11 protein-coding genes are annotated in these 14,334 nt (G+C 65.0%); 5 read left to right on the top strand and 6 right to left on the bottom strand.

Features of this window, described 5'->3' with window-relative positions; all coding sequences use genetic code 11:
* Window positions 1-73: 73 nt before the first annotated feature.
* The 3 genes from AC56QQ_RS25505 to AC56QQ_RS25515 all read left to right on the top strand — a co-directional run bounded on the left by AC56QQ_RS25505 (window position 74) and on the right by AC56QQ_RS25515 (window position 3,231).
* The gene (locus AC56QQ_RS25505) at window positions 74-835 is read left to right on the top strand and encodes a DeoR/GlpR family DNA-binding transcription regulator (RefSeq protein WP_091576910.1); all 762 of its coding nucleotides are present in this window, start codon (window positions 74-76) and stop codon (window positions 833-835) included.
* A 268-nt stretch (window positions 836-1,103) separates the two neighbouring features.
* Window positions 1,104-2,252 (top strand): Gfo/Idh/MocA family protein, encoded by a 1,149-nt coding sequence (locus tag AC56QQ_RS25510; RefSeq protein WP_497123825.1) that lies wholly within the window; start codon window positions 1,104-1,106, stop codon window positions 2,250-2,252.
* Window positions 2,253-2,262: 10 nt separating this feature from the next.
* Window positions 2,263-3,231 carry an alpha/beta hydrolase gene (locus AC56QQ_RS25515; protein ID WP_497123826.1) on the top strand — a complete coding sequence of 323 codons (969 nt, stop codon included), beginning with the start codon at window positions 2,263-2,265 and terminating at the stop codon, window positions 3,229-3,231.
* Here AC56QQ_RS25515 and AC56QQ_RS25520 read toward each other — a convergent pair.
* The gene (locus tag AC56QQ_RS25520; RefSeq protein ID WP_497123827.1) at window positions 3,219-4,253 is read right to left on the bottom strand and encodes a LacI family DNA-binding transcriptional regulator; all 1,035 of its coding nucleotides are present in this window, start codon (window positions 4,251-4,253) and stop codon (window positions 3,219-3,221) included. The genes AC56QQ_RS25515 and AC56QQ_RS25520 overlap by 13 nt on opposite strands.
* A gap of 269 nt (window positions 4,254-4,522) precedes the next feature.
* Between AC56QQ_RS25520 and AC56QQ_RS25525 the strand changes: the two genes are divergently transcribed.
* Both AC56QQ_RS25525 and AC56QQ_RS25530 read left to right on the top strand, forming a co-directional pair.
* Window positions 4,523-5,476: a tagatose kinase gene (locus tag AC56QQ_RS25525; RefSeq protein ID WP_497123828.1), complete on the top strand. Its 954-nt coding sequence runs from the start codon at window positions 4,523-4,525 to the stop codon at window positions 5,474-5,476.
* Window positions 5,473-6,756, top strand: coding sequence for a D-tagatose-bisphosphate aldolase, class II, non-catalytic subunit (locus AC56QQ_RS25530; protein WP_497123829.1), 1,284 nt, complete (start codon window positions 5,473-5,475; stop codon window positions 6,754-6,756). The genes AC56QQ_RS25525 and AC56QQ_RS25530 overlap by 4 nt, the downstream gene beginning before the upstream one ends.
* 8 nt (window positions 6,757-6,764) lie before the next feature.
* On the opposite strand, the gene AC56QQ_RS25535 is transcribed toward AC56QQ_RS25530, so the two are convergent.
* From AC56QQ_RS25535 to AC56QQ_RS25555, 5 genes are all read right to left on the bottom strand, one after another.
* Window positions 6,765-8,285, bottom strand: a complete 1,521-nt coding sequence (locus tag AC56QQ_RS25535; protein ID WP_497123830.1) for an SRPBCC family protein — start codon at window positions 8,283-8,285, stop codon at window positions 6,765-6,767.
* Window positions 8,286-8,294: 9 nt separating this feature from the next.
* Window positions 8,295-8,732: an SRPBCC family protein gene (locus tag AC56QQ_RS25540; protein ID WP_497123831.1), complete on the bottom strand. Its 438-nt coding sequence runs from the start codon at window positions 8,730-8,732 to the stop codon at window positions 8,295-8,297.
* Between the two features lie 306 nt (window positions 8,733-9,038).
* Complete coding sequence (locus AC56QQ_RS25545; protein WP_497123832.1) at window positions 9,039-11,225, bottom strand: flotillin domain-containing protein; 2,187 nt, start codon at window positions 11,223-11,225, stop codon at window positions 9,039-9,041.
* Window positions 11,226-11,314: 89 nt separating this feature from the next.
* Window positions 11,315-13,540 carry an ABC transporter permease gene (locus AC56QQ_RS25550; RefSeq protein ID WP_497123833.1) on the bottom strand — a complete coding sequence of 742 codons (2,226 nt, stop codon included), beginning with the start codon at window positions 13,538-13,540 and terminating at the stop codon, window positions 11,315-11,317.
* Complete coding sequence (locus AC56QQ_RS25555; RefSeq protein ID WP_091576667.1) at window positions 13,533-14,318, bottom strand: ABC transporter ATP-binding protein; 786 nt, start codon at window positions 14,316-14,318, stop codon at window positions 13,533-13,535. Before AC56QQ_RS25555 ends, AC56QQ_RS25550 begins: the two co-directional genes overlap by 8 nt.
* Window positions 14,319-14,334: the final 16 nt, after the last annotated feature.

A 14,334-nucleotide genomic window follows, 5' to 3' on the forward strand; every position in this document is an offset into this window, starting at 1 on the left:
GAATTCGCGTATTTTTGGTAGAGTGAACCGAGGCCAGGGCGATCGCCTGGTGCATGGAGGCAAGGACAGGGAAATGTTGTCAGAGCAGAGACGCCAATCGATCCTGGGTGAAGTGCAACGCAGCGGACAGGTTCGCATCAAGGACCTGTCAGACGATTTTGGCGTGTCGGAAGTCACGGTGCGCTCCGACCTCGAGATACTGGACCGCAAGGGACTGCTGACCAAGACCCGTGGAGGGGCGGTGACCCGGACCACGGATTCGACCACGGCCGCGTTCGCCCGGCGGATGCAAACGAACCTCGATGCAAAGAAACGTATCGCCCGGGCAGCGATAGAACTGTTCGAGGACAACCAGTCGGTCATCTTCGACGGCGGCTCGACATTGATGCAGGTTGCCATGCTGTTACCGCCGCTCAGCAATGTCGTGGTCGCGGCCACGGCGATGAATATCGTGCAGCATCTGATGCATCGGCCCGGGCTCGACGTTCACATGATCGGTGGCCGGGTCTATCCAGACACGGTGAGCACGCTGATCACCGATGCCGACACGGCTCTCGGCGGCTTGGTAGCGCATCAGGTCTTTGTTGGAGCGCATGCGATTGACTCATCACTGGATGTGGTCGACGTGAACGAAGACATGGCGCGAACGAAGCGAAACCTCGTGCGCATGGCCCGGCGCGTTGTCCTCCTTGCGGATTCGAGCAAATGGGGCGTCAGCGGGACCTCCAAGGCATTTTCGCTGTCGAGCGTCGATGTCGTGATCACCGACGATGGCCTGTCCGGCCCGATACGCAGCCAGCTTGATAGGACCGGGGTCAAGGTGATCTATGCCTGACCCCGTCGAGATCCGTGGCCGCGACGGCAATATCCAATGCGCGCATGACCCACGGGATTCGCATCGGCGCCCGGCCGTTTTTCAGGTCAGTCATTTTCTCCTCCCAGGGCTGGCAGCCTCCCGATAACGCGCCAGCATTTTCGCATGTTGTATAAAAATTTTACGCGCGTCAATATTTAAAATGTTGTATAGCGCTTTTCGAAGGCGATCCGTTGCCGCCACAATGGATTCGGCAGACCATGACCGCATTGGGGAGGTACGATCAAAAATGCACGGAAGATCAAAGACGAAGCTCGGGATCGGCGTCATCGGATGCGGCAATATCTCGATGACTTATCTGCGCAATGCCGCGCTCTTCGGCGGGATCGAGTTGCGCGCCTGCGCCGATATCTCGGCCGACATGGCGGCGGTGCGGGCGAAGGAATATGGCATCCAGGCGCTCGGCGTCGATGCGCTGCTGGCCGACCCCGAGATCGATCTTGTCCTCAACCTGACCATTCCGGCGGCGCATTTCGACATTTCGTTTTCGGCACTTTCGGCCGGCAAGCACGTCTTCACCGAAAAGCCGTTGGCAACTTCGGCCAGCGACGGACGCCGCCTGGTGGCGGAGGCGGCAAAGCGCGGCCTGCTGCTCGGCTCGGCGCCCGACACCTTCCTTGGCGCCGCCGGACGCCGTGCGCGCCGGCTGATGGACGACGGCGCCATAGGCCGTCCGGTCACCGGCACGGCCTTCATGATGGGCCGCGGCATGGAGCACTGGCACCCCAACCCGCAGTTCTACTACCAGCCGGGCGGCGGGCCGGTGTTCGACATGGGCCCCTACTATCTGACCATGCTGGTCAATCTGCTCGGTCCGGTCGAGCGGGTCATGGCGATGGCGACGCGCGGCCAAGAGGAACGGCTGATCACCGCCGAGGGACCATTCAAGAACACCACATTCAAGGTCGGCACGCCCACCAACGTCTTGTCACTGCTTGAATTCCGTTCCGGCGCGACCGTCACCTTCGGCGCCTCCTGGGATGTCTTTCGCCACTCCAACCACCCGATCGAGTTGCACGGCAAGGAAGGCTCGCTGCGGCTGCCCGACCCCGACACATTCGGCGGCACCGTCTCGCTCTCCGAACGCGGCGCCGAGTGGAAGGATTTCGCCAGCGAAGGCGAACTCTATGGCGCCCGCAACTGGCCTTATGCGGCGCCCGATCGCGCCAACTACCGCATGCTCGGCGTCGCCGATCTGGTGCGCTCGCTCCAAACCGGGAACACGCCCCGCGCCTCTGGCAATCTGGCGCTGCACGTGCTGGAAATCATGGAGGCGATCCTGCGTTCTGGTGAAACACAGGGCTCGGTCGCCGTCGCGGGCGATGTCATCCAGCCGGCCCTGCTGACCGAGGACGAGGCAAGCAGCTTGCTGGCCTGAGGATATGACGATGACACTCGACCCGGATGCGCTGCGCGTCCTCGAAATCGGCCGCACGGCCGGCGGTGAGCCATTCGAGAATGGCAGCGTGGCGGCGGCGCGCGCCGCCTACAACGCTTCGTTCCCGACGCTGCAGGGCGAGCACGAGTCGGTCGCAACGACCTTGGAGCAGCAGATCGACGGGCCGAGCGGTCCTGTCACGATCCGCATCCATCGCGGCATCGGCGCGCCACGAAGCGGGGCGCCGGCGCTGCTCTATCTGCATGGCGGCGACTGGGTCATCGGCCATCTGGATTCGCATGACGAGATCTGCCGCTGGCTGGCCAACCTCGGCGGCGCCGTTGTTGTCTGTCCCGATTATCGCCTGGCGCCGGAACACAAATTTCCCGCCGGGCTGGAGGATGCCCGGGCAACGCTCCGCTTCATGGTGGAGAACGCCGCCGAACTCGGCATCGACCGGACTCGCATCGGCGTTGCCGGCGACAGCGCCGGCGGCAATCTGGCCGCCGTGTTGGCGCTACTCGCCCGCGACGGGCTGGCGCCATCGCTTGCCGCGCAGATCCTGATCTATCCCAACACCGATGCGCGGCAGACGGCCGACAGTTACCGGCGTTTCGGCGACGGCTTCGGGCTTACGGCCGCCACCATGGCATGGTTTCGCGACCACTATGTACGAACGCCCGACGACATCATGGACTGGCGCGTCTCGCCACTGCTGGCGCCTGATCTCGCCGGCGTCGCGCCGGCTTTCGTGGCGCTTGCCGGCTGCGATATCCTTGCCGACGAAGGGGCAGCCTATGGCAAGCGCCTGCAGGCCGCCGGCGTTCCGGTGATCCTGCGGCAATGGCCGGGACAGATCCATGGCTTCGTCTCGATGGGACGCCATATCCCTGCCGCGCGGCAAGTGGTGGCCGAAGGCGTGGCTGCCTGGCGCCGATTCGAACGGGATTCGCTGGCGTCGGCTGCTCAAGCCGACTGACGCATCACCAGGGTGGCATCGAGCTTGACCGTGCGTTCGATGCCTTGCCTTGGCAGGTTGGCTTCGTCCAGAAGCGCCAGCAGTATCTCGACGCTACGGCCAGCCATGGCGGCGAAATCCTGCGCCATGGTGGTCAGCGCCGGACAGGTGTAGCGGCTCAACGGATGATCGTCATGCGCGGCAACGCGCAGATCGCAGTCGGGCCTGCGGCCGATCTTCAGGCCGCGCGAGAACGCCGCCGACATCACGCCGAAGGCCAGACGATCGTTGGCGCATAGGATGGTGCGGCCGGGCAAGGTGCCGGTCTCCAGCATCGCTTCCATCTGCTCGTAGCCCACGCGCTCGAAGTCCCAGGTGTAATCGCGCGCCGCCTCGATGACGACCGGCTCGAACCCGGCCGTCTCCATCGCGATGATGTAGCTTTCCTGCCGTTCGCCGGAGTTGTGGTTGACATGTGGAATGTCGAGATAGGCCGGCGGCTCGCCCGACCGGCACAGATAGTCGACGATGGTCGACACGCTCTGCCGGTTGTCGTTGCCGACGAATGGCGTATCGCCCTCGATATAGGTGTCGAAATAGACGATCGGAATGTCCTGTCCGAGCTTGTCGAAAACGCTGCGGTCGGAGGCCAGGCCCAGCGGCGCGATGATCGCGCCGGCGACCTTCAGTGACAGCAGCGTCCTGACCGATTCCGCTTCCAGCTTCGGCGAGCCGTGCGAGGAGATGACGATCGGCCAATAGCCTTCGTCGCGGCAGCGAAATTCGATGCGGCTGACCATCTCGGCATAGAACGGATCGGTGATCGTCGGCACGACGATGCCGATGTTGCGGGTGCGCTTGCGGTTGAGGTTGCGGGCAAAAAGGTTCGGCTGGTAGTCCGAGGAACGCAGGGCGGCTTCGATGCGCGCCCGCGTCGCCGGCTTCACGCTCGCCGGATCGTCAAAGTACTTCGACAGCGTCGGGCGCGACACGCCACAGGCCTGGGCGAAGTCATCCATCGTGCGGTGCGTCTTCTCCGCCATCGATCTTTCACGTCCTCTTGCCACAATCACCGACCGGAACGATCCGGCCGTCACCAGTCATGCGGCCGTTGCCCGGAAGCGGCAATGCTTGACCGAACTTATTCAGTCAAATTTTCACGTTTCCCAATACAGCGTAAAAACATTACGTGCGTCAAATTATTTATTGACGCTCTAAAACTGACGGCATAGGCTTTCAGACAGCGACAAGACGCAACATGACGCTTCGCATCCGGCCGCCGGCCCGATGCCATCCGGCGAATGGTGAGGACATGAAGAAACTGGTTTGCGCCGGCGAGATCCTGGTCGAGATCATGGCCGAGCGGATCGGCCAGAGTTTCCTTGCTCCCGGGCCACTCGTCGGCCCGTTTCCGTCCGGCGCACCGGCCATTTTCATCGACCAGGCAGCGCGGCTCGGCCAGCCGGCTGGCCTGATCGCCGCGGTCGGCGATGACGATTTCGGCCATTTGAACATCGAGCGCCTGCGCGCCGACGGCGCCGACATCTCGGCCATCAAGGTGCATCGCGGCGCCGCCACCGGAACCGCCTTCGTTACCTACGAGACGGATGGCAGCCGGCATTTCGTCTACAACATCAAGCAAAGTGCTGCCGGCCTGATCGAGATCGGCACCGAGGCGCGCGCGCTGCTGGTCAGCGCCGACCATTTTCACGTCATGGGCACCTCGCTGTTCTCGCCGGAGACGATCGCGGTGGCGCGCACCGGGATCGAAACCGTCAAGGCGCGCGGCGGCACGGTCTCCTTCGACCCCAACATCCGCAAGGAAATGCTCGATTTGCCGGGCCTGCGCGAAGCCTTGCATTTCGTGCTCTCGAAGACGGATCTGTTCCTGCCGAGCGGGCCGGAACTGTTCATCTTCGCCAGGGCGACCGACGAGGAAGGCGCGGTGCGCGAAATGCTGGAACGCGGCATCTCGACGGTGGTCATCAAGAAGGGGGCACAAGGCGCCGTTCACTACGACCAGGCCGGACGCACCGCGTCGCCCGGATTCGTCGTCGACGAAATCGACCCGACCGGCGCCGGCGACTGTTTTGCCGCCGCCTTTGTCTCCTTCTGGCTGCGCGGGGCGACGCCCGAGAAGGCGCTCAGAATCGCCAATGGCTGCGGCGCACTGGCGGTCACGAAGAAGGGGCCGATGGAGGGCATAGCCTCCCTTGCCGCCGTCGAGGCCTTCATCGAGACGGCCGAGACCGGAGAGACGGCGTGAGCCAGGCGACGGACAGGCTGGCTGCCATCGCGACGCGACGCGCGGCCGGCGAGCGCCGCGGCATCGCCTCGATCTGCTCGGCCCATCCGCTCGTCATCGAGGCGGCGCTACGCCACGGCAAGGCGCGCGACGCCGACGTGCTGATCGAGGCCACCTGCAACCAGGTGAACCACGAGGGCGGCTATACCGGCATGACGCCCGGGGACTTCCGGCGTTTCGTCGAGGCGATCGCCGGCAAGGTCGCCTTTCCCCTGGACAGGCTCGTGCTTGGCGGCGACCATCTCGGGCCCAATCCCTGGAAGCACCTGCCCGCGCCGGAGGCCATGCAGAAGGCCTCGGCCATGGTCGAGGCCTATGCGGAAGCCGGCTTCACCAAGATCCATCTCGACGCCAGCATGGGCTGCGCCGGCGAGGGTGCCGCACCGCCCGACGCGACGATTGCGGCGCGCGCGGCGGAACTGGCCGCGATGGCCGAGGCCGCGACCGAACGAGCGGGCGGCGCCAAACCTGTCTACGTCATCGGCACGGAAGTGCCGGTGCACGGCGGTGCCTTCGAGGCGCTGGACCATCTGGCGGTGACGACGCCGGAGGCGGCCCTGGAGACGGTACGCATCCACCGGCAGGCTTTCAGCCGCCGTGGCCTCGACCAGGCTTTTTCGCGCGCGATCGGCGTCGTCGTGCAGCCGGGCGTCGAATTCGGCAATGCCGAGGTGATCGCCTACCGGCCGGAACGCGCCGGCGCCCTGGCCGGAACGCTTCGGGACCTGCCGCAATTCGTCTTCGAGGCTCACTCGACGGACTACCAGCCGGTCGCGGCGCTGACCGCGCTGGTCGACAATGGCTTTGCCATCCTCAAGGTCGGGCCGTGGCTAACCTTCGCCCTGCGCGAGGCGCTCTATGGTCTGAGCCACATCGCCGATATCCTCGCTCCCGATGCGACGCGCGAAAGCCTGCCGGCGGCCATGGAGCGCGCCATGCAGGCTGCGCCCGCCAACTGGAAGAATTATTACCACGGCTCCGAGGCCGAGCAGCGGATAGAACGCCATTTCTCCTACAGCGACCGCATCCGCTACTACTGGCCGGCACCGGCGGCGAAGCAAGCCACGGATGCGCTGATGCAGGCGCTCGGCGACCGCGACATCCCCTCACCCCTCATCAGCCAGTACCTTGGCCATCTCGACCGCGCGGTGGCGAACGGCTCCGTCGCACCAAGGGCCAGGGATCTGCTGATCTGCAGCGTGACACAAGTGCTAGATATCTACGCCAGCGCAATGGGCTGACCCGCCAACTACGGCAGCAAGACCAGGGCCCCCGTCGTGCGGCGGGATTCCAGATCGCGGTGCGCGTCGGCGGCGTTGGCAAGATCGTACCGCGTCGGCGCCTCGACCCTGACGACGCCTTGGCGAAGGGCCTGGAAAAACCTGGCGACATGCGGCGCGAGCTTCTCCGGCGTGTCGGTATAGTGGGCGTAGTTGGGCCGCGAGATGGTGAGCGACCTGGAGGCGAAGCGGCCGATATCCCAATTGCCGACCGGCCCCGAAGCCTGGCCGAAACTGACGAGATGGCCACGCACGGCGAGGGCCGCGAGCGAACCGGCGAAGGTGTCCTTGCCGACCGCGTCATAAGCGACATTGGCGCCCATGCCTGCGGTCAGCCGCATGACGGCCTCGGCGAAATTCTCGCGGGAGTAGACGATGACATGGTGCGCGCCGAGACGCTCGACGATCCGCGCCTTGTCATCGCTCGACACCGTGGCAATCACCGTCGCGCCGAGGTGGCGGGCCCATTGCACCAGCAACTGGCCGATGCCGCCGGCCGCCGCATGGACGAGGACGATGTCGCCGCGCTTCACGACATGGACATCGTGCAGCAGGAAACTCGCGGCAACGCCCTTGAGCAGGCCGGCAGCGGCAATTTCATCTGGAATATCGTCCGAGAGATGAACCAGCAGCTCGGGCGCCATGTTGCGCCGCTCCGCATACGCGCCAACCGGTGGGCAGGCATAGGCGACGCGATCGCCGACCGAAAAGCCCGACACCGCCGAGCCAACCGCCTCGATGACGCCTGCGGCCTCCATGCCCGGCACGCCAGGCGGCTGCAACAGGTCGAAAAAGCCGGTGCGGCAATAGACGTCGATGAAGTTGACGCCGATCACCGTATGACGGATCCGCACCTCGTTCAGCCCCAGTGGCGGCAATCCGATTTCTTTCAGCTGCAACTCCTCCGGTCCGCCATAACGCTCGACCAGGATTGCCTTGGTCGTCGCGGCCTGACCCGGAGCAATCGTTGACACCGCGCGTGGCACGCTTGCGGATGGCATCGGGGCTGCAGCCGCCCGCGATTGTCTCGCGTCGATCGGCGCGCCCACGCTTCCGCGTCGCAAGAGGTTGCGCACGGCCGTGAAGCCGGCCTGATAGATACCTTCGGTGACCAGCTTGACCAGTTCGTCGCGGCGATGCGCCGGCGGGTGGAATTCGGAACGCCATTCCCAAAAGGTCGCGTTGCCATCGGTCACCGGCTTCAGCCGCACCGAGGCGACATAGCCCATCAACGGCAGCGGCGCTTCGAGCAGGCAATAGCTCAACCGATGATCCTTGTCCGACAGCGCCAGCAGTTGCTCGCGCAACTCACCACCGTCGGCGAGCCGGAAATGGCGCACCGCGCCGACCGCATCGACAGGCTCACCACCTTCGATTTCACTAAACGAGATCGCCGGGTGCCAGCGGTCATGACCGTTGAAATCACGCAGGATCGCCCAGACCTCGTCGATCGGCGCATCGATGATCGTGCTCTGGCGAACCTGGACCATCGGCTGATGTCAGCGCCCGAACCGGTGTTTCAACGCGGTCAAGGCGGTCTGGAACACGCCATTGCCGATCTGATGCATCAGGGCAGCTTCGCGGTCGGCGGCGCAGTCGAACTCGGCCTGCCATTCGGCGAGCGTCAAATTGCCGTCGGTGATCGGTGTCAGCGACAGGGTGGCGACATAATTCTCCACCGCCATCGGGCTTTCGAGAATCGCGTAGCTGCAGGATAGATCATAGTCGGACAGCGCCAGCAGCCTTTCACGAATCCGCCCGCCGTCCTTCAGCGTGAAACTTCTGATGCAACCGATCTGGTCGGCCTGCGCGTTCTGCTCGGTGCGGCTCTCGGCGACGAACGGCGCCCAGCCCGGCAAACCATTGAAGTTGCGCACAAGCTTCCAGACTTCCGCCGCCGGAGCGGGGATGACCGAGGACACATAGACCTTGGTCATGCTTGAAAGCCGGCTATGGGCATGGAAGTCCGCGCATACATTGTCTCGCGCCGCGCCAGATCGACCCCCACTCCGTCGAGCTTCGCTCGACACCTCTCCCCCGATCGACGGGGGAGAGGAAGGGCGCGAACCGTCCGCGGCGGGCTCTCTTCCTCGCCCTCCGGACGGGGGAGAGGTGGCGCTGCGAAGCAGCGACGGAGTGGGGGAACCACTTGGCAATCATCGCAAACCGACGCAGCACGGCAATCAGGCGCAAGACATCGTCCCGCACGGCCCAACGAAGCGTAGTGAAACACCGCCCTCACCTCAGTGATCGCGGTCGTCATCGTCGTCCTTGGCGGGCTTGCCCTTGCCCTTCTTGTCGCGGGTCAGGCTTGAAATGTCCTTGGCGTCGCGCAGCACGTCGGTCATGCGGCCGAGCGAGCCGCCTTCGATGCCGATCTCCTTCATCAGATTGTCGATCATCGGCGCCTGCACACGGTAACGCAGCGCCGAGTCGATGACCTCGTCGGTGACGTTGCGGTTGCCGCCGGTGCCACCGTTGATGCCGTCGACATGCAGGATCTTGATGCCCTCGATCTTCTCCATCGGCTTGACGCTCTCGCGGATGATGCCTTCCATGTGGTCGAGCAGCTTGCCACGCAGGCGCCCTGCCCGCGCCTCGTTCGAGAGCAGGTTCTCGGCCTCGTTGAGCTGGCGATGGCCGGCGGCATCGACTTCGTAGCGCTGGGCGGCGGCAAGGGCGTGGATCTTCTCCGATTCCGCGGCCGCTACGGCGGCGATCTTCTGCGCTTCGGCAAGGCTCTTTGCCGCCTTCATCTCCGCATCCGCGGCAGAGACTATGCGCAAGGCGTCACGCTCGGCTTCGCGTTGCGCGCCGATCAGGTCGGTCAGCTTGCGGCGCTCGGCGATCTCGCGCTCGCGGGCGGTGAAGGCCTGTTCCTCGGCCTGGATGGCCTTGGCGCGGACGGCTTCCGAAGCGGCTATGGCCGAGGACCGCTCCTGCGTCTTCTTGGCGATATCGATTGCCTTCTGGATTTCGGCGATCTCGATCTTCTGGTCGCGGTCGACGCCAAGCTGCCTGATATCGCGATCCTTGATCAGCCGGGCCTCCTCGATGCCGCGCTCGGTGGTGATGCGGGCACGCTCGACCTCTTCGCCGGCCGAGATCTCGGCTTCCTCGAAAGCCTGACGCTTGGCGATCTGCAGCGCTTCGAGGTGACGCTCCCTTGCGATCCTGACCTCGTCGATGGCGCGATCCTGCGCGATCCGCGCCGTCTCGGTTGCCTGGTTCTCGACGATCTCGGCGCGGCGCTTTTCCGCCTCGGCCTTCGTCACTTCCAGCGCCTTTTCAGCCAGCGCGATCTGACGCTCCAGCTCCGCGACCTCGAGCAGTTTCCTGCGCTCGATCTCGAGCTGGCTCTGCGTGCCCTCCCGCTCGATGCGGGCCTTTTCCAGCGACAGTTCAAGCGCAATCTGCTCGCGCTCGGTCAGTTCACGCATCTTCATCTCGGTCTCGTCGAGCGAACGGCGCCGCGCAATCTCGCGACGCTGCGTGTCTTCCTCGCTCTTGATGCGCTCCTCGGTGATGTTTCGCTCCTGGTTGAGGCGCGACTTCTCGACGGCTTCGCGCGACGAAAGCTGCGCCTGCTCGGATTGCTGGTCGCGCAGCGCGCGCTCGATGGCGAGTTCCGAACGTTGCGCGGCACGGCGGATCTCGACCTCGCGTTCCTGTTCAAGGCGGGCATATTCGCTGTCGCGGTCGATCTCCAGCACCTTGCGCTGGGTGTCGAGGTTCTGGTTGCGGATATCGACCAGCGTGCGCTGCTCGATCTCGTTGCGCATCCGGCGGCGGGTCTCGATCGATTCCGTCAGCTGCGTCAGGCCCTCGGCGTCGAAGGCGTTGGACGGGTCGAAATATTCGAGGCTGGTCTGGTCGAGATCGACGATGGCGACGCTTTCCAGCTCGAGCCCGTTGGCGGCGAGCGATTCCGAAGCAAGGCTGCGCACCTTGGCGGCGTAGTCGCCGCGCAGTTCGTGCATCTCTTCGAGCGTCATCTGGGCCGCGACCGTGCGCAGGGCGCCGGCGAACTTGCCTTCCAGCAATTCGCGCAGGCTGTCGGGCTGCAGCGTGCGGCGGCCAAGCGTCTGCGCGGCGGCGGCCACCAGGTCACGGTTGGCGCCGACGCGGACGAAGAACTCGGCGATCAGGTCGACGCGCATGCGGTTTTTGGTGATCAGCGCAAAACCATCCTCGCGGCGCACCTCGATGCGCAACACATTCATGTTGACCGGGGTGATCTCGTGCAGCACCGGAATGACGAAGGCGCCGCCATTCACCACCACCTTCTCGCCCATGAAGCCGGTGCGCACGAACGCCGTCTCCTTGGTCGAGCGGCGATAGAGCCAGCGCAAGATGTAGACGGCGATCACCACGACGATCGCGGCAATGATCAGCCACAACAGGAAAGCGCCAAAGGTTTGCGCGTCCATGATCTATCCTCCCCAAGACAATACGGTCGGCACGGGGCGACCGGCGATACTCTCAAACATCCACCCGCACGGTGGCGAAGTCCAATTCTTCATGCCCGCCTCTGCAGCTTCGGCGTAATCGCGTGGAACGCGTTGATCGCCGCGTCGACGAAAGGCGTTTCGTTGATGTTTGCCCGCACCCGCTCGACATGGCGCAACGGGGTCTGGCGAACGGTTTTCTCGATCGCCTCGAACAGGGCGTTGTCGGCTTCCGGATCGTGAAAGGCTTGACCGGGCGCATCGAGCATCGACACGCCGCCTTCCGGCAGCAGGAACCGCACCGGGCCGTTCATGGCGTTGAGCCGCGCGCCGATCCATTCGCCGAAGGCGCGGTTCTCGTCGCGCGTGGTGCGCATCAGGGTGACGTTCGGATTGTGGATGACGAATTTGCGGCTGCGGAATTTCTCCGGCACGCTGTCGCGCGGGCCGAAATTGACCATGTCGAGCGCGCCGGTAGAGCCCACATAAGGCAATCCGGTGCGGATCGCCGCGCCGAAACGATCCTCGGTCGCCGGGAAGACGCCGCCGACGATCATGTCGGCCACTTCGGTGGTAGTCAGGTCGAGGAAGGCCGACAGCAGGCGAGAGTCGCCGAGATTTTCCATGGCCCGTCCACCGATGCCGGTGGCATGGAAGACAAGGCAGTCATAGTCGGCTTCGAGACGTCTGGTCACCGCCTGCACCGCCGGTGTGGTGACGCCGAACATGGTGATGCCGACAGCAGGCCGCGCCAGTTTGCGCCTGGCTTCCCACGCCTCGGCATTGGGCAGTTGCGCGACCATGCCGGCCATGGCGTGCGCGGCGTTGGACAGCACCTGTTCGGTGATCGAGTTCAGCCCCTGCACATCGGCGACCGAATGGAACATCATGATGTCGGCGCCGCCGACATATTTGGCGACATCGCCGGCCGCCACCGTCGACACCATCAGCTTGGGTATGCCGACAGGCAGGACACGCATGCCCGCCGTTGCCAACGTGGTGCCACCGGAGCCACCAGCCGATATGACGCCGCCGATGCGCGACTCGCGCTCGATCCAGCGCGCGAAGGCTTCCGCCATGGCACTGACCGATCCGCCGCGATCATTGGTGAAGACGGCTGACGAACCGCGCGCGTGCATGCCGGCCACCTGCATGGCGGGCACGTCGGCGCTGGTCGGCTTTCCCGACGTCGAGAGATCGACCGTGCGTACCGGAATGCCCAGCGACTTCAGCCGGTCGGCGACGAAGCGCAGTTCCTTGCCCTTGGTGTCGAAGGTGCCGGCGACCAGCACGGTCCGGCCGATACGCTCGGCAAAGGGGATGGCGAAGACCTTTTTCAGATCGTCCTGCGGCGCGGTTCTGTCGACCGCCGCCTGCCGCATTTCCGTCACCGGCACGTTCCAGCGGTTGGGCAAGTCGGTGACCGGACGATAGACGCCATTGCGCGGTATCGGTTCGGCCGAGCCGGCGCCGGTGCGGTCGACGCGATAGACTTCCGCCAGTTGTTCCTTTGCTTGTGCGGCTTCCGCCGGCGTGACGGGCGCTTCCTCGGCATGGCGTCCAACGCCAAGCAGCCGCTGCTGCAACTCGCGGTCGGAGGCGAGTGCCTTTGCATCCATCAGCCGGTTGATGCGGCCATTGACCATGATGGCGACCTGGTTCGACACCGCGGTCGCCACGCCGATATTCTGCTCGATGACCAGCACCGCCATCTCGCCCTCGGCGGCAAGGTTGACCAGCATCTGCTCGACCTGGTCGACGATGATCGGTGCCAGGCCTTCGGTCGGCTCGTCCATGACCAGCAGCTTCGGGTCACTGAGCAGCGCGCGCGAAATCGCCAGCATCTGCTGTTCGCCGCCCGACAGCTGAGAGCCGCCATTTGTCCGACGCTCAGCCAGGCGCGGAAAGGTCTGGTAGACGCGCTCGACCGTCCAGCTGGCATCGCGCCGGTTGCCGGCGGCGAGGCGCAGATGTTCATCGACCGTCAGGCTCGGCCAGACGCGGCGCCCTTGCGGCACATAGCCGACGCCGAGACGGTGGATCTCGTGCGGCTCGAGCGCCGATATCTCGCGGCCATCGACGCGGATCGAACCGGAGCGCGCGCGCTTCAGGCCGACGATGGTGTTGCAGAGCGTCGACTTGCCCATGCCGTTGCGGCCGACCACCGACAGCACGCCGCTTTCCAGCGTCAGCGAAACGCCTTGCAGCGCATGGCTTTCGCCATAGAAGACCTGCAGGTCGTCTATCCGGAGGATGGCCCTGGTCGGCTTGCCGGAAGAGGTTGGGCGCTCAGCCATGCTTGCCCCCGAGATAGATCTCCTGGACCTCGGGATCGGCTTCGATCTCCTGCGGCGTGCCTTCCTTGAACAGGCGGCCATTGTGCATCATCGAGACATATTCCGACACGCGCAGGGCGACATCGAGATCGTGCTCGATGATGATGTAGCCGATGTGCTTCGGCAGCGCGTTGAGAATGGCCACGAGATCGCGGCGCTCGGTCGGCGAAAGGCCGGCCGCCGGCTCGTCGAACAGGATGAAGCGCGGCGCGCCGGCGAGCGCCAGCGCGATCTCCAACTGGCGCTGCTGACCGTGGCTCAGCGTCGCCACCAGCGTGTCGCGATAGGCTTCGAGATGCACGGCGTGGAGGATCGACTCCGCCTGCACCATGTTGACGTCGCTGGCCGCCGGACGCAGCAGCGAAAACCGCCGGCGCGAGACACCCCGGCAGGCGAGAAAGATGGAGTCGAGGACCGACAGGCCCTTGAACAGTTGCGAAATCTGATAGGTGCGCCGCAGGCCGCGCCGGATGCGCTCATGCGGCGGCAGGTCGGTGATGTCCTCGCCGAAGAAGCGGATGCGCCCTGATGTCGGCAGGAAGTCGCCGGTGACGGCATTGAACAGGGTCGTCTTGCCGGCGCCGTTGGAGCCGAGGACCGCGCGCCGTTCGCCGGCCGCGATCCTCATATTGATGCCCGAGAGCGCCACCAGCGCCCCGAAATGCCGCGCCACGCCATCGAGCTCCAACGCATAGGCGCCGGTGCTCTGGAGACGGTTTGCTGCGAAGCTTTCGGTCACTGGCGGCTACACTCGA

It is taken from the genome of Mesorhizobium sp. RCAM 05099, from assembly GCF_059683685.1.